The sequence below is a fragment of the Microbacterium sp. NPDC055599 genome (assembly GCF_053618975.1).
Window position 1 is genome coordinate 109734 of record NZ_JBSHIM010000012.1, and the last position, 21385, is coordinate 131118.

At 69.2% G+C, this 21385-nt stretch carries 20 protein-coding genes and 2 tRNA genes; 20 read left to right on the forward strand and 2 right to left on the reverse strand.

The genetic code is table 11. The annotated features are described in order from the left end of the window. Nucleotides 1–15 precede the first annotated feature (15 nt). The 10 genes from uvrA to ACWGQ1_RS13205 all read left to right on the forward strand — a co-directional run bounded on the left by uvrA (nucleotide 16) and on the right by ACWGQ1_RS13205 (nucleotide 11394). Entirely contained in the window at nucleotides 16–2904 is a 2889-nt protein-coding gene (uvrA, locus tag ACWGQ1_RS13160) for an excinuclease ABC subunit UvrA (RefSeq protein WP_136028825.1), read from the forward strand. Further along, entirely contained in the window at nucleotides 2904–4811 is a 1908-nt protein-coding gene (gene uvrC / locus ACWGQ1_RS13165; RefSeq protein WP_136036528.1) for an excinuclease ABC subunit UvrC, read from the forward strand. Before uvrA ends, uvrC begins: the two co-directional genes overlap by 1 nt. Nucleotides 4812–4846: 35 nt before the next feature. Further along, entirely contained in the window at nucleotides 4847–5719 is an 873-nt protein-coding gene (rapZ, locus tag ACWGQ1_RS13170) for an RNase adapter RapZ (RefSeq protein WP_136028829.1), read from the forward strand. Between the two features lie 63 nt (nucleotides 5720–5782). Next, complete coding sequence (gene whiA, locus ACWGQ1_RS13175; RefSeq protein WP_136028831.1) at nucleotides 5783–6760, forward strand: DNA-binding protein WhiA; 978 nt, start codon at nucleotides 5783–5785, stop codon at nucleotides 6758–6760. 190 nt (nucleotides 6761–6950) lie between these two features. Next, complete coding sequence (locus ACWGQ1_RS13180; RefSeq protein WP_017202787.1) at nucleotides 6951–7577, forward strand: superoxide dismutase; 627 nt, start codon at nucleotides 6951–6953, stop codon at nucleotides 7575–7577. A gap of 116 nt (nucleotides 7578–7693) precedes the next feature. Continuing rightward, nucleotides 7694–8704, forward strand: coding sequence for a type I glyceraldehyde-3-phosphate dehydrogenase (gene gap, locus ACWGQ1_RS13185; protein WP_452313099.1), 1011 nt, complete (start codon nucleotides 7694–7696; stop codon nucleotides 8702–8704). Between the two features lie 10 nt (nucleotides 8705–8714). Further along, on the forward strand, nucleotides 8715–9929 hold the full coding sequence (locus ACWGQ1_RS13190; RefSeq protein ID WP_452313100.1) for a phosphoglycerate kinase: 1215 nt from the start codon (nucleotides 8715–8717) through the stop codon (nucleotides 9927–9929). Beyond that, nucleotides 9920–10711, forward strand: a complete 792-nt coding sequence (gene tpiA / locus ACWGQ1_RS13195; RefSeq protein WP_452313101.1) for a triose-phosphate isomerase — start codon at nucleotides 9920–9922, stop codon at nucleotides 10709–10711. The genes ACWGQ1_RS13190 and tpiA overlap by 10 nt, the downstream gene beginning before the upstream one ends. 81 nt (nucleotides 10712–10792) lie before the next feature. Continuing rightward, nucleotides 10793–11041 (forward strand): preprotein translocase subunit SecG, encoded by a 249-nt coding sequence (gene secG, locus ACWGQ1_RS13200; protein ID WP_101845144.1) that lies wholly within the window; start codon nucleotides 10793–10795, stop codon nucleotides 11039–11041. Beyond that, nucleotides 11041–11394: an RNA polymerase-binding protein RbpA gene (locus ACWGQ1_RS13205; protein ID WP_136028839.1), complete on the forward strand. Its 354-nt coding sequence runs from the start codon at nucleotides 11041–11043 to the stop codon at nucleotides 11392–11394. The genes secG and ACWGQ1_RS13205 overlap by 1 nt, the downstream gene beginning before the upstream one ends. A gap of 76 nt (nucleotides 11395–11470) precedes the next feature. On the opposite strand, the gene ACWGQ1_RS13210 is transcribed toward ACWGQ1_RS13205, so the two are convergent. Further along, a complete protein-coding gene (locus ACWGQ1_RS13210; protein WP_452313102.1) occupies nucleotides 11471–12715 on the reverse strand; it encodes a hypothetical protein in 1245 nt (414 codons plus the stop codon). Nucleotides 12716–12819: 104 nt separating this feature from the next. Here ACWGQ1_RS13210 and ACWGQ1_RS13215 point away from each other — a divergent pair, with 104 nt between their 5' ends. Next, nucleotides 12820–13296, forward strand: coding sequence for a GNAT family N-acetyltransferase (locus tag ACWGQ1_RS13215; protein WP_452313103.1), 477 nt, complete (start codon nucleotides 12820–12822; stop codon nucleotides 13294–13296). Between the two features lie 23 nt (nucleotides 13297–13319). On the opposite strand, the gene ACWGQ1_RS13220 is transcribed toward ACWGQ1_RS13215, so the two are convergent. After that, nucleotides 13320–13390, reverse strand: a tRNA-Gly gene (locus ACWGQ1_RS13220). 94 nt (nucleotides 13391–13484) lie between these two features. Between ACWGQ1_RS13220 and ACWGQ1_RS13225 the strand changes: the two genes are divergently transcribed. The 9 genes from ACWGQ1_RS13225 to ACWGQ1_RS13265 all read left to right on the forward strand — a co-directional run bounded on the left by ACWGQ1_RS13225 (nucleotide 13485) and on the right by ACWGQ1_RS13265 (nucleotide 21376). Then, nucleotides 13485–13558 (forward strand) — tRNA-Pro (locus ACWGQ1_RS13225). Nucleotides 13559–13617: 59 nt separating this feature from the next. Beyond that, nucleotides 13618–15093, forward strand: coding sequence for a trigger factor (tig, locus tag ACWGQ1_RS13230; RefSeq protein ID WP_452313104.1), 1476 nt, complete (start codon nucleotides 13618–13620; stop codon nucleotides 15091–15093). A gap of 71 nt (nucleotides 15094–15164) precedes the next feature. Beyond that, a complete protein-coding gene (locus tag ACWGQ1_RS13235; protein WP_247638934.1) occupies nucleotides 15165–15659 on the forward strand; it encodes a tetratricopeptide repeat protein in 495 nt (164 codons plus the stop codon). Between the two features lie 81 nt (nucleotides 15660–15740). Beyond that, on the forward strand, nucleotides 15741–16328 hold the full coding sequence (locus ACWGQ1_RS13240) for an ATP-dependent Clp protease proteolytic subunit (RefSeq protein WP_136030882.1): 588 nt from the start codon (nucleotides 15741–15743) through the stop codon (nucleotides 16326–16328). 17 nt (nucleotides 16329–16345) lie between these two features. Beyond that, entirely contained in the window at nucleotides 16346–16987 is a 642-nt protein-coding gene (locus ACWGQ1_RS13245) for an ATP-dependent Clp protease proteolytic subunit (protein ID WP_025105017.1), read from the forward strand. A gap of 151 nt (nucleotides 16988–17138) precedes the next feature. Further along, nucleotides 17139–18074, forward strand: a complete 936-nt coding sequence (locus ACWGQ1_RS13250) for a sugar-binding transcriptional regulator (protein ID WP_136030884.1) — start codon at nucleotides 17139–17141, stop codon at nucleotides 18072–18074. A 29-nt stretch (nucleotides 18075–18103) separates the two neighbouring features. Then, the gene (gene deoC, locus ACWGQ1_RS13255) at nucleotides 18104–19072 is read left to right on the forward strand and encodes a deoxyribose-phosphate aldolase (RefSeq protein ID WP_372490611.1); all 969 of its coding nucleotides are present in this window, start codon (nucleotides 18104–18106) and stop codon (nucleotides 19070–19072) included. A 13-nt stretch (nucleotides 19073–19085) separates the two neighbouring features. Then, nucleotides 19086–20528 carry an aldehyde dehydrogenase family protein gene (locus ACWGQ1_RS13260; protein WP_136035770.1) on the forward strand — a complete coding sequence of 481 codons (1443 nt, stop codon included), beginning with the start codon at nucleotides 19086–19088 and terminating at the stop codon, nucleotides 20526–20528. Beyond that, complete coding sequence (locus ACWGQ1_RS13265; RefSeq protein WP_136030887.1) at nucleotides 20525–21376, forward strand: aldehyde dehydrogenase family protein; 852 nt, start codon at nucleotides 20525–20527, stop codon at nucleotides 21374–21376. The genes ACWGQ1_RS13260 and ACWGQ1_RS13265 overlap by 4 nt, the downstream gene beginning before the upstream one ends. Nucleotides 21377–21385 lie beyond the last annotated feature (9 nt).

Here is a 21385-nt window from a genome sequence, read left to right on the forward strand (position 1 = left end):
TCGTAGACTTGTTCGGTGCCCATCGTCCCCGTTGCCTCCCCCGGAAAACTCAGTGTCCGCGGTGCCCGCGTCCACAACCTCCAGAACGTCGACATCGACATCCCGCGCGACTCCCTCGTCGTGTTCACCGGCCTGTCCGGGTCAGGGAAGTCGAGTCTGGCGTTCGACACGATCTTCGCCGAGGGGCAGCGCCGCTACGTCGAATCGCTGAGCGCCTATGCGCGGCAGTTCCTCGGCCAGGTGGATCGGCCGGACGTCGATTTCATCGAGGGCCTGAGCCCCGCGGTGTCGATCGACCAGAAGTCGACCAACCGCAACCCGCGGTCGACCGTGGGCACCATCACCGAGATCTACGACTACATGCGCCTGCTGTGGGCGCGTATCGGCGTGCCGCACTGTCCCGAGTGCGGCGAGAAGATCCAGCGTCAGACGGTGCAGCAGATCGCCGACCAGCTCATGGAGCTGCCCGAGCGCACCCGGTACCAGGTCGTCGCCCCCATCGTGTCGCAGAAGAAGGGCGAGTTCGTCGACCTCTTCCGCGAGCTCGGCGCCAAGGGCTACTCCCGCGCGATCGTCGACGGCGACCTCATCCAGCTGGCCGAGCCGCCCACGCTGAAGAAGAGCTACAAGCACGACATCGCGGTGGTCGTCGACCGCCTGGTGGCGTCGCCCGACATCCTGGGCCGGGTCACCGACTCGGTGGAGACGGCCCTGGGACTTGCGGGTGGCGTCGTGCAGATCAACTACGTCGACGGCGAGGGCGACGACGCCTGGCAGACCTTCTCCGAGAAGCTCGCCTGCCCGAACGGCCACGCCCTCACCCTCACCGAGATCGAGCCGCGCACGTTCTCCTTCAACGCACCGTTCGGCGCCTGCCCCGCGTGCTCCGGGCTGGGCACGCGCATGTCGGTGGACGTCGAGCTGATGCTCGGCGACGAAGATCTCTCGATCCGCGAGGGCGTCATAATTCCCTGGACCACGCAGGGCAAGGGTCTCTTCCAGTACTACGAGCGCCTGCTCGAGGGGCTGGCGCGCGACCTCGACTTCTCGCTCGACACGCCGTGGCGCGAGCTGCACTCCGACGTCAAGGAGGCCGTGCTCCGCGGCGAGAACTACAAGGTCACGGTCAAGTGGAAGAACCGCTACGGCCGGGAGATGCGGTACGCGTCCGGGTTCGAGGGCGTCGTGCCATACATCGAGCGGCAGTACCTCCAGGCCGAGTCCGACACGCAGCGCAACCGCTGGGGCGAGTACCTCCGTGAGGTGCCGTGCCCCGTGTGCAACGGCGACCGCCTCAAGCCCGAGGTGCTCGCGGTGCAGGTGCACGGCCACTCGATCGCCGAGGTGTCGCACCTGAGCCTCGCCGACGCGCGGGGCTTCATGGAGAAGCTGCACCTCACGGAGCGGGAGGCGAAGATCGCCGCCCAGGTGCTGCGCGAGATCCGCCTGCGCCTCGACTTCCTCCTCCAGGTGGGGCTGTCGTACCTCAACCTCAGCCGTTCGGCGGGGTCACTGTCTGGTGGCGAGGCGCAGCGCATCCGGCTCGCCACGCAGATCGGCTCCGGCCTGACGGGCGTGCTCTACGTGCTCGACGAGCCGTCGATCGGCCTGCACCAGCGCGACAACCGCCGGCTGATCGAGACCCTGCTCACGCTGCGCGACCTGGGCAACACGCTCATCGTGGTGGAGCACGACGAAGAGACCATCGAGGCGGCGGACTGGGTGGTCGACATCGGTCCCGGCGCCGGAGTGAACGGCGGTACCGTTGTGCACTCGGGGCCGTACAGCGCGCTCCTCGGCGACAGCGATTCGATGACCGGCGACTACCTGTCCGGGCGCCGGGCGATCCCGATGCCGTCGAAGCGTCGCAAGATCGACAAGAAGCGCATGCTGAGCGTGGTCGGCGCGCGGGCGAACAACCTGCGCAACGTCACGGCGGACTTCCCGCTGGGCGTGCTCACGGCCGTCACCGGCGTCAGCGGCTCGGGCAAGTCGTCCCTCGTGAACGACATCCTGTACCAGGTGCTCGCTTCGCGACTGAACGGTGCACGGACCGTTCCGGGCAAGCACACCAGGGTGACCGGCCTCGACAACCTCGACAAGGTCGTGCACGTCGACCAGGCGCCGATCGGCCGCACCCCGCGCTCGAACCCGGCCACGTACACCGGCGTGTTCGACCGCATCCGCACCCTGTTCAGCGAGACGCCGGAGGCGAAGGTGCGGGGCTATCAGCCCGGTCGCTTCAGCTTCAACGTCAAGGGCGGCCGCTGCGAGGCGTGCTCGGGCGACGGCACCATCAAGATCGAGATGAACTTCCTGCCCGACGTCTACGTCGACTGCGAGGTCTGCCACGGCAAGCGGTACAACCGCGACACGCTCGCGGTGCACTACAAGGGCAAGAACATCGCCGAGGTGCTGGAGATGCCGATCGAGGAGGCCGCGGAGTTCTTCGAGCCGATCCAGGCGATCCACCGCTACATGAAGACGCTCGTCGACGTCGGGCTCGGCTACGTGCGGCTGGGGCAGTCGGCCACGACGCTCTCGGGCGGCGAGGCGCAGCGCGTCAAGCTCGCCACGGAGCTCCAGCGTCGCAGCAACGGCCGCAGCATCTACGTGCTCGACGAGCCGACCACGGGTCTGCACTTCGAAGACGTCCGCAAGCTCCTCGAGGTGCTCAACGGCCTCGTCGACAAGGGCAACACCGTGATCGTGATCGAGCACAACCTCGACGTGATCAAGTCGGCGGACTGGGTGATCGACCTCGGACCGGAGGGTGGTTCGGGTGGCGGGCAGATCATCGCGACCGGTACGCCGGAGCAGATCGCCCGCGTCGAGGAGAGCCACACCGGGCAGTTCCTCGCCGAGATCCTGGGTGAGGGGCGCGCCGCGCGGAAGGCCAGCTGATGGCCGACGTGCTCCCGTACAAGCCGCGGACGGGGGAGATCCCGACCGACCCCGGCGTGTACCGGTTCCGCGACGCCAACGGACGGGTGCTCTACGTCGGCAAGGCGAAGAACCTGCGCCAGCGGCTGTCGAACTACTTCGCCCCGCTGCGCACGCTGCACGAGCGCACCCGGCGCATGGTCACGACCGCTGCGTCGGTGGAGTGGACGGTCGTTCCCACCGACGTCGACTCGCTGCAGCTCGAGTACATGTGGATCAAGGAGTTCGATCCGCCGTTCAACGTGCGCTACCGCGACGACAAGTCGTACCCCTTCATGGCGGTCACCCTCGCCGATGAGGCGCCCCGCGTGATCGTCACCCGGAACAGGAAGATCCCCGGGGCGCGGTACTTCGGTCCGTATCCCAAGGTGTGGGCGGTGCACGAGACCATCGACCTGATGATCAGGGCCTTCCCGATCCGCACCTGCAGCGATGCGAGCTACAAGAGGGCGATGCAGACCGGGCGCCCGTGCTTCCCCGGGCAGATCGGCAAGTGCGGCGGGCCGTGCTCGATGACGGTGTCCATCGAGGAGCACCGGGCGATGGTCGACGACTTCATCGCGTTCATGGCGGGCGGAGACGAGCGCTTCACCCGCGAGCTCACGAAGCGCATGCTCGCCGCGTCCGCCGCGATGGACTACGAAGCCGCCGCGAAGTACCGGGACAAGCTGTCCGCGATCGAGGCCGTGCTCGGCAAGAGCGCCCTGGTGCTGCCGGCCGATGAGGACGCCGACCTGTTCGGCATCGCGGAAGACGAGCTCGCCGCCGCCGTGCAGCACTTCGTGATCCGCGGCGGCCGCGTGCGCGGTGTCCGTGCCCTCACGATCGAGAAGGAGATCGACATCACGGGTGCCGAGCTCGTCGACCAGGTGCTCCAGCAGGCGTACGGCGACGCGCAGGATGTTCCGCGACGGATCCTCGTCCCGACGCTCCCCGACGACGCGACCGAGCTGGAGCAGTGGCTGCGCGAACGCCGTGGCAAGAAGGTCGAGATCGCGGTCGCACATCGGGGTCAGCGTGCCGACCTGATGCGCACCGCGACGCTGAACGCGCAGCAGGCGCTGATCCGGCACAAGACCCGCCGGACGAGCGACTACGTGGCGCGCACGCAGGCGCTGACCGATCTTCAGGAGGCGCTGGGCATGGAGGAGGCGCCGCTGCGCATCGAGTGCTTCGACATCTCGCACCTCGGCGGCACCAACGTGGTCGCCTCGATGGTCGTGTTCGAGGACGGCCTTCCGCGCAAGGACCAGTACCGGTCGTTCAACATCGCCGAGACGACAGACGACACCGACTCGATGTACCAGGTTCTGCGCCGCAGGCTCGCACACCTGGATCGGCCGGAGGAGGAGCAGGAGGTCCTCGACCCGACCACCGACGAGGTCGTGGGGGAGGACCTGGGCGAGGCGACCGCACGGCGCAAGCCGCGGTTCGCGTATCCGCCGCAGCTGCTCCTCGTCGACGGAGGGAAGCCGCAGGTGGAGGCCGCCGCGCGCGCGCTCCACGACGCGGGGCACACCGAGATCGCCGTGTGCGGCATCGCCAAGCGTCTCGAAGAGGTGTGGCTGCCGGGAGACGACTTCCCCGTGATCCTGCCCCGCACCAGCGAGGCCCTCTACCTTCTCCAGCGACTGCGAGACGAAGCCCACCGCTTCGCGATCACGCACCAGCGCAAGAGGCGCAAGAAAGACATCGGCAGCGTGCTCGCCGAGGTTCCGGGGCTCGGCGCCTCTCGCATCAAGGTGCTGCTCAAGCACTTCGGCTCGGTCACGGCCCTCCGCGCCGCCGACCCGTCGCAGATCCAGGAGGTACAGGGGATCGGTCCGGTGCTCGCTCAGACCATCCATTCGCACCTGTCCACTCGCTAGGCTGGGAGACCGAGGGGGAGAAGGAGCAGGGAGCGATGACTGACGGGGAGAAGGGCGAGTTCCTCATCGTCACTGGCATGTCCGGCGCAGGCCGGACGACGGCGGCGAACGCACTGGAGGATCTCGGCTGGTATGTCGTCGACAACCTGCCTCCGCAGATCCTCCGGCCGCTGCTCGACCTGACGGGCATGGGTGGCGATTCGCTGCCCAAGGTCGCCGCCGTGGTCGACGTGCGCGGCCGCAACCTCTTCGACGATTTCCCGGGTGTCGCCCGACTGCTGCGCACGCGCGGCGAGATCCGGGTGCTGTTCCTCGACGCCTCCGACGACGTCCTGGTGCGTCGCTTCGAGTCGGTGCGCCGCCCGCACCCCCTGCAGGGCGATGGCACTCTGCTCGACGGCATCCGCACGGAGCGGACGCGTCTGGCCCCCATCCGCGAGGCCGCCGACCTGGTGATCGACACCTCGGCGCTGAACATCCACCAGCTCGCCACGCAGGTCTCCGACATCTTCTCGGAGGAGGGGGAGGCGCGGCATCGGGTGACGCTGCTCAGCTTCGGCTTCAAGTACGGGCTGCCCACCGACGTCGACCTGGTCGCCGACATGCGCTTCCTCCCGAATCCGTACTGGAACGAGGAGCTGCGCGGCCTTACCGGGCAGGATGAGACGGTCCGCGAGTACGTGCTGTCCCGCGAGGGTGCGACCGACTTCCTCGATTCCTATGCGAAGGCGCTCGTGCCGGTGCTCGAGGGGTATCAGCGGGAGAACAAGAGCCACTCGACGATCGCGATCGGATGCACGGGCGGCAAGCACCGCTCGGTCGCGATGTCCGAGGAGCTGGCCCGCAGGATCGCCGCGATTCCGGGGGTCGCCGTGAACGTGCGGCACCGCGACCTCGGCAGGGAATAGCCCCCCGGGCGAGTAAGCTGGAGGTTTGCGTCGCGATCCGGCGCGTGAACGTGAAGGAGTGTCGTGGCACTAACCACCGACGTCAAGGCTGAGCTCGTCAGCATCCGCAATGCACCCCCGACGGTGCGCGTGGCGGAGGTGACAGCCATCCTCCGATTCGCCGGTGGACTGCACTCCATCGCGGGCCGTGTGGCCGTGGAGGCCGAGGTCGACGCAGAGACCCTCGCCCGCCGCGTCGCCAGGGATCTCGCCGAGATCTACGGCGTGCGCCCGGAGATCGCGCAGGTGCAGTCGAGCACCGCGAACGACGGCGCCCGCTGGGCCGTGCGCGTGATCGCGCAGGGGGAGACCCTCGCCCGCCAGACCGGCCTGCTCGACCCGCGTCGCCGTCCGGTCCGCGGCCTGCCGAACCGTCTCACCACGGGTTCGCGCGCCGAGATCGCCGGTCTGTGGCGTGGGGCCTTCCTGGCCGCCGGATCGCTCAGTGAGCCCGGCCGCTCGGCGATGCTCGAGGTCGCCTGCCCGTCGTCCGAGGCGGCGATGGCGCTCGTGGGCGCCGCACACCGTCTGGGCGTCGCCGCGAAGGCGCGCGAGGTCCGCGGCATGCCCCGCGTCGTGGTGCGCGAGGGCGAGGCGATCCGTACGATCCTCAGCGAGATGGGCGCGCACCGTACCGCGCTGGCGTGGGAGGAGCTGCGTCAGCGTCGCGAGGTGCGCGCGGGCGTGAACCGCCTGGTCAACTTCGACGACGCGAACCTGCGGCGTTCCGCGCAGGCGGCGGTGGCCGCGTGCGCCCGTGTGGAGCGCGCGCTGGAGATCCTCGCCGACGAGGTTCCCGATCACCTGCGGGTCGCCGGCGAGCTGCGCCTCGCGCACCGGGACGCCAGCCTCGACGAGCTCGGCCACCACGCCGACCCGCCCCTCACCAAGGACGCGGTCGCCGGTCGCATCCGTCGTCTTCTCGCCATGGCAGACAAGCGCGCCCAGCAGGAGGGCATCCCCGGCACGGAGGCCGCTGTCCCCGCCGGGCTCGACGTCTGATCCACCCGCCTCTGCTCCGACGGCCCGTCGCCCCTACCCGGGGTGGCGGGCCGTCGTCAACGGGAGGAAGGATCCGGTCCGACCCGGTGTTGTCCTCACTAGGATGAGAGACGTCCGCTCCACGCCGCACATCGGTGGCGCGGAGGATCGGCAAGCGCCGCGGGCGCGGCGCGGATTGGATGAAAGCGATATGGCGACCTACACCCTCCCCGACCTCCCGTACGACTTCGCAGCCCTCGAGCCGCACATCAGCGGCAAGATCATGGAGCTGCATCACGACAAGCACCACGCGACCTACGTCGCCGGCGCGAACACCGCGCTCGAGCAGCTGGCCGAGGCCCGCGAGAGCGGCAACCTGGCGAACGTGAACAAGCTCGAGAAGGACCTCGCGTTCAACCTCGGCGGTCACGTCAACCACTCGATCTTCTGGACCAACCTGTCGCCCAACGGCGGCGGTCAGCCGGAGGGCGAGCTGAAGGCCGCCATCGACGAGTACTTCGGCTCGTTCGAGAAGTTCCAGGCGCACTTCACGGCTGCCGCGACCGGCATCCAGGGGTCCGGCTGGGCCGTCCTCAGCTGGGACTCGATCGGTTCGCGCCTGATCATCCAGCAGCTGTTCGACCAGCAGTCGAACACGGCGCAGGGCACGATCCCGCTGTTCCAGCTCGACATGTGGGAGCACGCGTTCTACCTCGACTACCTGAACGTGAAGGCCGACTACGTCAAGGCCGCATGGAACATCGCGAACTGGGAGAACGTCGCCCAGCGCCTCGAGGTCGCCCGCAAGCAGACGAACGGCCTGCTGGTACTGTCGTAACCGGGTCGCGTCCCGGCGGGCCCACGGCTCGTCGGGGCGCCATCTCAGCCAAAAAACCCGCGCATGGCGCCCGCTTCGACAGCGGTCTCCGGCGCATGAGAAACAGGGAGACCTGAGTGTCTGTCAAGATCGGTATCAACGGCTTCGGCCGCATCGGACGCAACTACTTCCGCGCGGCGCTCGCGCAGGGAGCAGACCTTGAGATCGTCGCGGTCAACGACCTCACCGACAACAAGACCCTGGCGCACCTCCTGAAGTACGACTCGGTCGGCGGCGTCCTCGACGCGCAGATCAGCTACGACGAGGACAGCATCACCGTCGACGGCGAGGAGATCAAGGCGTTCGCTGAGCGCGACCCCGCCAACCTTCCGTGGGGCGAGCTGGGCGTCGACATCGTCATCGAGTCGACCGGTTTCTTCACCAACGCCGACGCGGCACGCAAGCACATCGAGGCCGGCGCGAAGAAGGTCCTCATCTCGGCTCCCGCCACGGGCGACGACCGCACCATCGTGATGGGCGTCAACGAGGAGACGTACAACCCGGAGACGGACCACATCATCTCCAACGCCTCGTGCACCACGAACTGCCTCGCGCCGCTGGCGAAGGTCTTCAACGACGCCTTCGGCATCGACCGCGGCTTCATGATGACCGCGCACGCCTACACGGCCGACCAGAACCTGCAGGACGGCCCGCACAAGGACCTGCGTCGTGCACGCGCCGCCGCGATCAACATCACTCCGGCGTCGACCGGTGCGGCCAAGGCGATCGGTCTCGTGCTGCCCGAGCTGAACGGCAAGCTCAGCGGCTCGTCGTACCGCGTTCCGGTCCCCACGGGCTCGATCGTCGACCTCACGCTGATCACCGACCGCGAGAACCTCACGGTCGAGGAGGTCAACGAGGCCTACAAGAAGGCTGCCGCCGACGGTCGTCTCGCAGGCTACCTGCAGTACAACGAGGACCAGATCGTGTCGAGCGACATCGTGCACAACCCGCACTCGTCGATCTTCGACGCCACGCTCACCAACGTCAGCGGCAACCTGATCAAGGTCTCGAGCTGGTACGACAACGAGTGGGGCTACTCCAACCGTCTCGTCGACCTGACCGAGTACGTGGCCGAGCGCCTCTAAGCTCAGACACATGACTCTGCGCACCCTGGACTCCCTGGGGTCGCTCGAGGGCAAGCGCGTCATCGTCCGTTGTGATCTCAATGTCCCCCTGCGGGACGGGGTCATCACGGACGATGGCCGCGTTCGGGCCTCGTTGCCGACCCTGAACACGCTGATCAACGCGGGCGCCCGCGTGATCGTCTGCTCGCACCTCGGCCGCCCCGACGGTGCCCCCGACCCGCAGTACAGCCTGGAGCCCGTGGCTCAGCGTCTGTCCGAGCTCCTCGGCGCTCCCGTCGCGTTCGCGCGCGACACCGTCGGGGAATCCGCGAAGGACGCGGTCGCCTCCCTGGAGGACGGCGGGGTCGTGGTGATCGAGAACCTCCGGTTCAACCCGGGGGAGACGTCGAAGGACGAGGCGGAGCGCGAGGCGTTCGCCGGTCAGCTCGCCGAGCTGGGAGACGTGCTGGTCTCGGACGGCTTCGGCGTGGTGCACCGCAAGCAGGCGAGCGTGTACGAGCTCGCGAAGCGTCTGCCCTCGGCGGCGGGCCTGCTGATCGCGGCTGAGCTCGACGTGCTCGACCGCCTCACCGAGAACCCGGAGCGGCCGTACGCGGTCGTGCTCGGCGGCTCCAAGGTGAGCGACAAGCTCGGCGTGATCTCGCACCTGCTGCCGCGTGTCGACCGCATCCTGGTCGGCGGCGGCATGCTGTTCACCTTCCTCAAGGCGCAGGGCCACCCGGTGGCGTCGAGCCTTCTCGAGGAGGATCAGCTCGACACGGTGCGCGGCTACATCGCGGAGGCGCAGGAGCGCGGCGTCGAACTGGTGCTCCCGACCGATGTGGTCGTGGCGGCGTCCTTCTCGGCAGACGCGGCGCACGAGGTGGCAGCCGCGGACGCGATCGAGGAGACCGCGTTCGGAGCGTCGGGCATCGGCCTGGACATCGGTCCGGAGACGGCGGCCCGTTTCGCCGAGGTGATCCGCGGATCCAAGACGGTGTTCTGGAACGGGCCGATGGGCGTGTTCGAGTTCCCGACTTTCGCGGCGGGCACCAAGGCCGTGGCGCAGGCGTTGACCGAGGTCGACGGCCTCAGCGTGGTCGGCGGCGGCGACTCGGCGGCTGCCGTGCGCCAGCTCGGCTTCGCCGACGACCGCTTCGGTCACATCTCGACCGGAGGCGGAGCGAGCCTCGAGTTCCTCGAGGGCAAGAAACTACCTGGGCTGGAGGTCCTCGGATGGGCGTGAGCTCCCGTACCCCGCTGATCGCGGGCAACTGGAAGATGAACCTCGACCACCTGCAGGCGGTCGCGTTCGTGCAGAAGCTGCACTGGACGTTGAAGGATGCGAAGCACGAGGACGGCTCGGTGGAGGTCGCGGTGTTCCCGCCCTTCACCGACATCCGCAGCGTGCAGACGCTGATCGACGCCGACAAGATCCCGTTCGCCTTCGGTGCGCAGGATGTGTCGGCGCACGACTCGGGCGCGTACACCGGCGAGATCTCCGGCGCGTTCCTGTCAAAGCTCGACGCGACCTACGTCATCATCGGTCACTCCGAGCGTCGCGAGTACCACGACGAGACCGACGAGGTCGTCGCCGCCAAGGTGAAGGCCTCGCTGAAGCACGGCCTGGTGCCGGTGATCTGCGTGGGCGAGACCGCGGAGGACCTGGAGAAGTTCGGGGCGAGCGCGGTTCCCGCCGGTCAGCTGGAGGTGGCGCTGCAGGGCGTCTCGCCGTCGGCGGACATCGTCGTCGCGTACGAGCCCGTGTGGGCGATCGGTTCCGGTCAGGCCGCGACCCCGCAGCAGGCGCAGGACGTGTGCGCCGCGCTGCGCGGGGTGATCGCGAAGGTCCTGGGCGACGAGGCGGCGGCGCGTACGCGCATCCTCTACGGCGGATCGGTGAAGGCAGCGAACATCGCCAGCTTCATGCGGGAGCCCGATGTGGACGGCGCCCTGGTCGGCGGGGCGAGCCTCGTCGTCGACGAGTTCGCCGCGATCATCCGTTTCGAGAAGCACGTCGGCGTGTGAGTGCGGCGGGGCTGCGGCCCCGCTGCACCGTATACTTGACCGTTACGGGGGCGCTCCGGCCCCAGCGAAAGGCTCTTTCTCGTGGCAATTCTCGAGTTCGTCCTGCAGGTCGTGCTGGGTATCACCAGCGTGCTGCTGACTCTCCTCATCCTCCTGCACAAGGGTCGCGGTGGCGGCCTGTCCGACATGTTCGGCGGAGGCATGACCACCGCGGTGGGTTCCTCCGGTCTCGCGGAGCGGAACCTCAACCGCTTCACCGTCGTCCTGGCGCTCACGTGGTTCGTCGCCATCGTCGCGCTGGGCCTCATCACGAAGTTCGAGGTGATCTGATGGCTACCGGTGGAAACGCGATCCGCGGTACCCGGGTGGGCTCCGGCCCGATGGGCGAGCAGGACCACGGCTACCACGCCGACCGCATCGCCGTCACGTACTGGGACGGCCTCGGCAATGAGACGGTCCGCTACTTCGCGGCCGGTCTGCCCGAGGAGGAGATCCCCGAGATCATCGACCACCCGCAGTCGGGCCTTCCCGCGGGGCGCGACAAGGAGAACCCTCCCGCCGTCGCCAAGACGGAGCCCTACAAGACGCACCTCGCGTATGTGAAGGAGCGTCGCACCGACGAGGAGGCCGTGCAGCTCCTCGAAGACGCGCTGACGCAGCTGCGTGAGCGCCGGGGGCAGTGACCTCCCGCTGAGTCGGACAGACGCCGAGTCGAACTGAGAACCGCCACGGATCATCCGTGGCGGTTCTCTGTTTCCGTCAGCGGCAGCCGGCGGCCGCGTCGATGTAGTTCTGCGGCGGGTAGCCGTAGGCCCAGACGCCGTTCGCGTCGTCGGTGAAGCCCATGCTGATCGCCCAGGCCGTCGCCCACTTCTCGATGCTGTCCTGCGTGGAGGAGTCGTACATGCCCTGGCACTTGACGCTGATGGCGTGTCCCACCTCGTGCGCGACGAGCGCCTTGCTCCGATCGGCGGGCCACTGCTGGGCGACCGAGTCCGACAGCTGGATGACGGCGCGACCCGGCTCGTCCCACCACCACGTGGTGTAGCCGCCCATGCTGCCGTTGGCGCCCGCGCCGTTGACGGTCGCGGCCCAGTCGAACTCCAGGAGCACTCCGGGGGCCAGCGACCGGGCGAACGCCTCGATCTCGAGGCGTGCGCCGCGGAGGGGGCCGTCCTTCTCGCTCAACTCCGCCGCCTCGGTGGCGACGACCTGGGCCGCCGCATCCTGCAGCGCGACGTAGGCCGCGACCGCGGTGTCGTCGATGGTCGTCACGGCGGTGACGTCGGCCGCGGCGTCGCGCAGGGCGATCACGGCATCGTTGCGAGCCGACACGTGCGCCGCCTCGAACGCGGTCGCCGCCTGCCCTGCCGTCGCGAGCACGGCCAGTCCGCTCTCGGCCACGGCGTCCCGTCCGCGCGAGGCGTCCGTCGACGCCCGCTCGAGGTTCGCGTCGAGCTCAACGAGCGCCCGCTCGTCGTCCTCCAACTGGGCGGTGGTGCCGAAGAGCTCCCAGAACCAGGCCGGTTTGTCGCGTGCGGGCGGTCGATCGGCCGCCACGGCGTCCTCCACAGCCGCTCCGATCCCCTCGCCGTCCGCGACCGCGGCGGTGAGGGCCGACCAGGATTCCTCCGGCACCAGGAGAGTCGGACTGCCGGTGTCGAGGATCACGTGACCGGCGTCCGTGGACTCCAGCAGAGCGGCGTACCGGTGATCGACCTCCGAACGCTGAGCGTCCACGGCGCGCGCGGCTGTTTCGACGCGCGCCGACGCGTCATCGAAACCGAGCGCTGCCGACACCTGGGTGATCGCGAGGGCCGCGACCACGGCGACCGCGCCGATCACGCCGGCGACGACGGGGCCCCGTGGCCGGCGTCGGCGGCGGCGGGTGAGCGGGGTGAGCAGGGGAGCGGAGGGCGCGCTCGCGAACCGCGGCGGAAGCCGATGGCCCGCTCCTCCCGGGGGGCCGGCGGGTGCGGCGCTCGGGGCGCCGGGGTCCGTCACGACGTGCCCATTCGCTGATGCCTTCCGGTCGGGCTGCGGAGATCTGCTGTCAGCGTATTGGACCGGCGCTGCGTCCCGCGACCGGCCGGTGACAGGATGAGTCGATGGCACAGGTGAGCGTCCGACGGATGACGACCGACGAGTTCGAGGAATGGATGGGGGCGATCGCCCGCGAGTATGCGGCGGAGCAGGTCGCTGCCGGCCGGTGGGAGAGGTCCGGCGCCGTCGATCGCGCGCGGGCGGAGAATGCGCGGATGCTTCCGAAGGGACCAGCGACGTCGCGCATGCTCGTGCTGCGAGGGCTCGACGAGGACGGACGTCCGATCGGTCGCGCCTGGGTGGGGCTCGACCACCCGCGAGGGGCGCCCGGCGTCGCGTTCCTCTATGACATCGAGGTCGTGCGGGATCGCCGAGGAGAGGGCCTGGGCAGAGCGTTGCTCGCCGCGGTGGAGAGCGCGGCGCGCGATGCCGGTGCCGCGGCGCTGGAGCTCAACGTGTTCGGCGGCAACGCGGCGGCGATCCGCATGTACGACGCGGCGGGTTACGCGGTCGTGACGCAGCAGATGCGGAAACGGCTCTGAGCGCTGACGCTCTGCCGTGGGAGAGGGGGTGACGGGAATCGAACCCGCGCAATCAGTTTGGAAGACTGAGACTCTACCATTGAGCTACACCCCCGGAACCGGAGTCCGGACTCCCACGATCATAGCGGACGGTCGGGCATGCTCCGGTCCGTTAGACTCGGTGGGGCTGAATCTGCGTGCGGATTCCCCGGGGCGTAGCTCAGCTTGGTAGAGCGCCCGCTTTGGGAGCGGGAGGTCGCAGGTTCAACTCCTGTCGCCCCGACTCAGATCCTCGACTTTTCAGCCGCGTCCGCGCGGAAACCACAAGGAGAACACACCAGCATGGCGAACAGCACCGTCGAGAAGCTGACCCCGACCCGGGTCAAGCTCAGCATCACGGTCACCCCGGAAGACCTCAAGCCCAGCATCGCTCACGCCTACGAGCACATCGCCCAGGACGTGCAGATCCCCGGCTTCCGCAAGGGCAAGGTCCCCGCGCCGATCATCGACCAGCGCATCGGCCGCGGCGCGGTCATCGAGCACGCCGTCAACGAGGGCCTCGACAAGTTCTTCCGCGAGGCGACGACCGAGCACAAGCTGCGCATCGTCGGCCGCCCGGCCGCCGAGATCACGCAGTGGCCGAACGAGAAGGACTTCTCGGGCGACCTGCTCGTCGACATCGAGGTCGATGTCCGTCCCGAGATCGAGCTCCCCGACTACGCGGGTGTCACGCTGACCGTCGACGCCGTCGAGGCCGACGAGGCCGCGCTCGACGCCGAGCTCGACAACATGCGCGCGCGCTTCGGCACGCTGATCCCCGTGGACCGTCCGGCCGCGAAGGGCGACTTCGTCGAGCTCGACCTGGTCGCGACGATCGACGGCGCCGAGATCGACCGCGCCGAGGGCGTCTCGTACGAGATCGGCTCCGGTGAGCTGCTGGAGGGCATCGACGACGCGGTGGAGTCGCTCACCGCCGGCGAGGACACCACGTTCCGCTCCGCCCTGGTCGGCGGAGACCACGCAGGCAAGGAGGCGGAGGTCTCCGTCACCGTCAAGGCCGTCAAGGAGCGCGAGCTGCCCGAGGCCGACGACGAGTTCGCGCAGATCGCCAGCGAGTTCGACACGATCGCCGAGCTCCGCGCGAGCCTGGCCGAGCGCGTCGCGCAGCAGGGCGTGTTCACGCAGGGTTCCGCCGCCCGCGACAAGCTCGTCGAGACGCTGCTCGAGCAGATCGACATCCCGGTTCCGCCGCAGCTCATCGAGGACGAGGTGCACAACCACCTCGAGGGCGAGGGTCGCCTGGAAGACGACGTGCACCGCGCCGAGGTCACCGAGGCGAGCGAGAAGCAGTTCCGCACGCAGGTGCTGCTCGACACGATCGCCGAGCAGGCCGACGTGCAGGTCTCGCAGGAGGAGCTCTCGCAGTACCTCATCCAGTCCGCCGCGCAGTACGGCATGGCTCCGCAGGAGTTCGTCGAGGCGCTGCAGTCGTCCAACCAGCTGCCCGCCCTCGTCGGTGAGGTCGCCCGCAACAAGGCGCTCGCGATCGCGCTGGGCAAGGTCAAGGTCGTCGACAGCAACGGCAAGCCCGTCGATCTGTCCGACTTCGTGGTGACCGACGACGAGGCCGCTCAGGACGAGGCCGCCGAGGAGACGCCCGCGGAAGAGAAGCCCGCCGCCAAGAAGGCTCCCGCCAAGAAGGCTCCGGCCAAGAAGGCTCCGGCCCAGAAGGACGCCGACGCGGAGGAGAAGCCCGCCGCCAAGAAGCCGGCCGCCAAGAAGGCTCCGGCCAAGAAGGCTGCCGACAAGGGCGAGTGATCGCACGAACGGTGAGGAGGGCGGATGCTGCGGCATCCGCCCTCTTTCTTTCGCATCGACGAGGAGGATGCATGAGCGCGTGGGACGACCGGGTCGAGCAGGTGTGGGCCGAGGCGACCGGTGACGAGGTCGGCGACGATACGATCGCACGGATCGACGCCCTGGCCGCCGAGCGCGGCCCGGACGACGCGCGGGCGGAGTTCGAGCGGGCGGGCGCCAGGGACTCCGCAGGGCGCCCGGCCGAGGCGGTCGAGCTGTATCGCCGGGCGCTGGCTCTCGGGCTCGATGAGGAGCATCGCCCGCAGTGCGTGATTCAGCTGGCGAGCTCGCTGCGCAACCTGGGGGAGTACGACGAGGCGCTGGCGGTGATCCGCGCCGAGGAGGAGGCCTCCGCCGACGGCCCGTACCGCGACGCGGTCGCCGTGGTGCATGCGCTGATCCTCGCGAGTGCCGGACGCCCGCATCAGGGGCTCTCGGTGGCGCTGCTGGCGCTGGTTCCGCACCTGCCGCGCTATCACCGTTCGATGACCGCGTACGCGCAGGAGATGGCCGAGCGCGACACCTGATATGCCGACGGCGAACACGACCTGAGTGCTGCGTTGACGCCGGTAGATTCGAATCACTGAAACACGGAAGCAGGAGCTGACATGGCTGAACCCCTCGTCGCGACAAGCGTCTTCGACAGGTTGCTGAAGGACCGCATCATCTGGCTCGGCTCGGAGGTGCGAGACGAGAACGCCAACGAGATCTGCGCGAAGATCCTCCTTCTCGCCGCCGAAGACTCCGAGAAGGACATCTACCTCTACATCAACTCGCCCGGCGGCTCGATCACCGCAGGCATGGCGATCTACGACACGATGCAGTTCGTGCCGAACGACATCGTCACGGTCGGCATCGGCATGGCCGCTTCGATGGGTCAGCTGCTGCTGACCAGCGGCACCAAGGGCAAGCGCTACATCACGCCCAACGCGCGTGTGCTGCTGCACCAGCCGCACGGCGGCTTCGGCGGCACGGCGAGCGACATCCAGACCCAGGCGCAGCTCATCCTGTCGATGAAGAAGCGTCTCGCGGAGATCACGGCGGGTCAGACCGGCAAGCCGGTCGAGCAGATCAACGCCGACGGAGACCGCGACCGCTGGTTCACGGCGGAGGAGGCCCTCGAGTACGGCTTCGTCGACCACATCCGCGAGCACGCCAGTGATGTCACCGGCGGCGGCGGCACGGGCGCCGAGTGAGGATGCGAGAGGACACCATGTACACACCCACGTTCCAGTCCGCCGGAAACCTGCCGTCCAGCCGCTACGTGCTCCCGCAGTTCGAGGAGCGCACGGCCTACGGCTTCAAGCGCCAGGACCCGTACAACAAGCTGTTCGAGGATCGCGTGATCTTCCTCGGCGTGCAGGTCGACGACGCGTCCGCCGACGACGTGATGGCGCAGCTGCTCGTTCTGGAGAGCCAGGACTCCGAGCGCGACATCACGATGTACATCAACTCGCCCGGTGGCTCGTTCACGGCCATGACCGCGATCTACGACACGATGCAGTACGTCGCGCCGCAGATCCAGACCGTGGTGCTGGGCCAGGCGGCGTCGGCCGCGTCGGTGCTGCTCGCCGCGGGTGCGCCGGGCAAGCGTCTGGCCCTGCCGAACGCCCGCGTGCTCATGCACCAGCCGGCGATGGGCGAGGCCGGTCACGGTCAGGCGTCGGACATCGAGATCCAGGCCGCCGAGATCCTCCGGATGCGCACGTGGCTCGAGGAGACCATGGCGCGTCACACCGGCAAGCCCGTGGAGCAGGTGAACCGCGACATCGATCGCGACAAGATCCTCTCCGCCAACGAGGCGCTGGAGTACGGCATCGTCGACCAGGTGCTCACGTCGCGCAAGCGCGCGTAAGCCCCGCTGTTCGAGAGGGCGTCCGTCGAGAGACGGGCGCCCTTTCGCGTGCCCGGCGGATGTGCGTCGGGACGGGGGTCGGGTGCGCATATGAGCAGATGCGTGCGCGAACGCTGAATCGGGCCTACCCTGGACAGGGAAGGAGGATGCCGTGGAAGAAGACCTGCTCATGGTGCGGGTGGCCGAGCTGTACTACGACGAGGACAAGACGCAGGACGAGATCGGTGGCCTCCTCAAGATCTCCCGCTGGAAGGTCGGACGGCTGCTCACCCAGGCCCGGGAGAGAGGGATCGTGCGCATCGAGATCGTGCATCCCCGCGCACGTCGCCTCGGGCTCGAGAGAGAGCTGGTCGAGCGCTTCGGGCTCAAGGACGCGGTGGTCGTGCCTGCTCCGGAGGGCGACGACGGCACGCTCGAGCGGGTGGCCCAGGCGGCCGCCGACTTTCTGACCGCGATGCGTCCGGTACCCCGCACGCTCGGCGTGAGCTGGGGCAAGACCCTCCGCGCCGTCGCCGAGGCGCTCCCCGACGGCTGGGCCAACGGCGTCACCGTCGTGCAGCTCAACGGCGGGGTCAGCCTCAACCGCCGCTCCGGAGGCGCGGCGGGGCTGGCTGTCACGATCGCGCAGCGCGCGTCCGGCCAGGTCTCACTGCTGCCGAGTCCCGCGATTTTGGAGCACGTCGAGACCAAGCGGGCCATCGAGGGCGACCGCACCGTCGCGGCCGTGCTCGAGGAGGCCGCGGAGGCGCAGGCGTTCCTGTTCACCGCCGGTCCCTGCGACGCGTCGTCGGCGCACGTCGAGAACGGCTACCTCCGCGCGGACGACGTGGAGGAGCTCGCACGCCGCGGAGCCGTCGGCGACGTGCTCGGCCGCTACGTCGACGCGGAGGGGAACATCGTCGACCCGCAGCTCGACGCCCGCACCGTGGGCGTCTCGCTCGACCGGCTGCGCGGCGCCGACCGCGCGGTCTTCGTGACCGCGGGACCCGCGAAGCACGACATCGCACGAACGGTGGTGACCAGCGGCCTGTGCAGCGTGCTGGTCACCGACGAGACCACAGCACGAGCATTGTTGGAGGAACAGTGACCACCACAGAACTCAGCCGCAGGGCGGCGGTGGACGTCCTCGGCGGAGAGCCGGACGACGCCACGCTGCGCCGCTTCCTGCACGGACTCCCGGGCGTCGACGCGGTCGGGCTGGAGCAGCGGGCGGCCGGTCTCGGCACCCGCTCGATCAAGACGACCTCGAAGGCCTGGGCGCTCGACACCATCATCCGTCTGATCGACCTCACGACGCTCGAAGGTGCCGACACCCCCGGCAAGGTGCGCTCGCTCGTCGCCAAGGCGAAGACCCCCGACGCCGCCGACCCCTCCACGCCGCGCGTGGCCGCGGTGTGCGTCTACGGCGACATGGTCGGCGGCGCGGTCGAGGCGCTGGGCTCCGTGCACGGCGACCCGGACGACGGCCTCATCTCGGTCGCCGCGGTCGCCACGGCGTTCCCCAGCGGCCGGTCGTCGCTCGCGATCAAGCTGGCCGACACCGCCGAGGCGGTCGCGGCGGGCGCCGACGAGATCGACATGGTGATCGACCGCGGTGCCTTCCTCTCCGGCCGGTACGGCCTGGTGTTCGACCAGATCGCCCAGGTCAAGGAGGCCTGCCGCCGCGAGGACGGCTCCTACGCCTCGCTCAAGGTGATCCTGGAGACCGGTGAGCTGAACACGTACGACAACATCAAGCGCGCGTCGTGGCTCGGGATCCTGGCGGGCGGCGACTTCATCAAGACGTCGACCGGCAAGGTGCAGCCCGCGGCCACGCTGCCCACCACGCTGCTCATGCTGGAGACCGTGCGCGACTGGTACCGCGGCACGGGCGAGCGGATCGGCGTGAAGCCGGCCGGTGGCATCCGCTCCTCGAAGGACGCGGTCAAGTACCTCGTCACCGTGGCGGAGACCGTGGGGGAGGAGTGGCTGCAGCCGCACCTGTTCCGCTTCGGCGCCTCCAGCCTCCTCAACGACGTGCTCCTGCAGCGACAGAAGCTCCGCTCCGGCCACTACTCGGGCCCCGACTACGTCACCATCGACTGACGGGAAGACGACCATGTCATTTCTGGAATACGCTCCGGCACCGGAGTCCACCGCGATCCTGAACCTCCGGGACAGCTACGGCCTGTTCATCGACGGCGAGTTCGTCGACGGCTCGGGCACCCCCTTCACGACCATCTCCCCGTCGAGCGAGAAGCGCATCGCTGAGATCGCGTCCGCGAGCGACGAGGACATCGACCGTGCGGTCGCCGCCGCCCGCCGCGCCTACGACAAGACGTGGTCGAGGATGAGCGGCCGCGACCGCGGCAAGTACCTGTTCCGCATCGCGCGCCTGGTGCAGGAGCGCGCGCGCGAGCTCGCGGTCGCCGAGAGCCTCGACAACGGCAAGCCCATCAAGGAGAGCCGCGACGTGGACGTTCCCCTCGTCGCCTCCTGGTTCTTCTACTACGCGGGCTGGGCGGACAAGCTCGACTACGCCGGGCTCGGCGCGAACCCGCGGTCGCTCGGCGTCGCCGGACAGGTCATCCCCTGGAACTTCCCGCTGCTCATGCTCGCGTGGAAGCTCGCGCCCGCTCTCGCCGCCGGCAACACGGTCGTGCTGAAGCCGGCCGAGACCACGCCGCTCACGGCCCTGCTGTTCGCGGAGATCCTGCAGCAGGCCGACCTTCCCGCGGGCGTCGTGAACATCGTCACGGGTGCCGGGCAGACCGGGGCCGCGCTCGTGCGCCACCCCGACGTGGACAAGGTCGCCTTCACGGGTTCCACCGGCGTGGGTCGCGACATCGCTCGCGCGGTCGCCGGGACGAACAAGAAGCTGACGCTGGAGCTGGGCGGCAAGGCGGCGAACATCGTGTTCGACGACGCCCCGATCGACCAGGCCGTCGAGGGCATCGTCAACGGCATCTTCTTCAACCAGGGCCACGTGTGCTGCGCCGGCAGCCGCCTGCTGGTGCAGGAGTCCATCCACGACGAGGTCGTCGACCGGCTCAAGGCCCGGCTGTCGACGCTGCGCCTCGGCGACCCGCTCGACAAGAACACCGACATCGGCGCGATCAACTCCGCCGCCCAGCTGGCGCGGATCCGCGAGCTGAGCGACATCGGCGAGGCGGAGGGTGCCGAGCGCTGGACCGCCGACTGCGCCATCCCCGACCAGGGCTTCTGGTTCGCGCCGACGATCTTCACCGGTGTCGAGGCCGCGCACCGCATCGCGCGCGACGAGGTGTTCGGGCCCGTGCTGTCCGTGCTGACCTTCCGGACGCCCGCCGAGGCGATCGCGAAGGCGAACAACACCCCGTACGGCCTCTCCGCGGGGATCTGGTCCGACAAGGGCTCGCGCATCCTCGCCGTCGCCGACCGGCTGCGCGCCGGTGTGGTGTGGGCCAACACGTTCAACCGTTTCGACCCGTCGAGCCCGTTCGGCGGCTACAAGGAGTCCGGATACGGCCGCGAGGGCGGCCGCCAGGGGCTCACCGCGTACCTCAAGGGAGCCGCAGCATGAGCAAGCGACTGAGCGTTCCGAAGACCTACAAGCTCGCGATCGGCGGGGCCTTCCCCCGCAGCGAGTCGGGTCGCACGTACGAGGTGGTGTCGCGCAAGGGCGGCTTCCTCGCGAACGCCGCCAAGGCCTCGCGCAAGGACGCCCGCGACGCGGTCACCGCGGCGCGCGCGGCCGTGAAGGGATGGTCGGGGGCGACCGCGTACAACCGCGGCCAGGTGCTGTACCGCGTCGCGGAGGTGCTGGAGGGGCGCCGCGCGCAGTTCATCGACGAGATCGTGGCGCAGGAGGGCGTGTCGTCCTCGGCGGCCACCGCGCAGGTGGACGAGGCGATCGACCTGTGGGTCTGGTACGCGGGCTGGTGCGACAAGTACGCCCAGGTGGCGGGCAACGCGAACCCCGTGTCCGGCCCGTACTTCAACATCTCCGTGCCGGAGCCGACCGGCGTGGTCGCGATCGTCGCGCCGCAGGACTCGGCGCTGCTCGGGCTGGTCTCGGTCGTGGCGCCCGCGCTGGTCGCGGGCAACACGGTCGTCGTGATCGCGAGCGAGCAGCACCCGCTGTCGGCGATCAGCCTCGCGGAGGTGCTGGCCACGAGCGACCTCCCCGGCGGCGTCGTGAACGTGCTGACGGGGTCGCCCGCGGAGATGGCGCCCTGGCTCGCCGCGCACCAGGACGTCAACGCGCTCGACCTGTCCGGCGCGGGAGCGCTCGACTGGGTCGACCTGCAGATCGCCGCCGCGGAGACCCTGAAGCGCGTGGTCGCTCCGGGCGAGGTCGTCGCCTCGCCCGAGCGGATCGCCGCGTTCACCGAGGTGAAGACCGTCTGGCACACCAAGAGCATGGTCTGAGCTCGGACC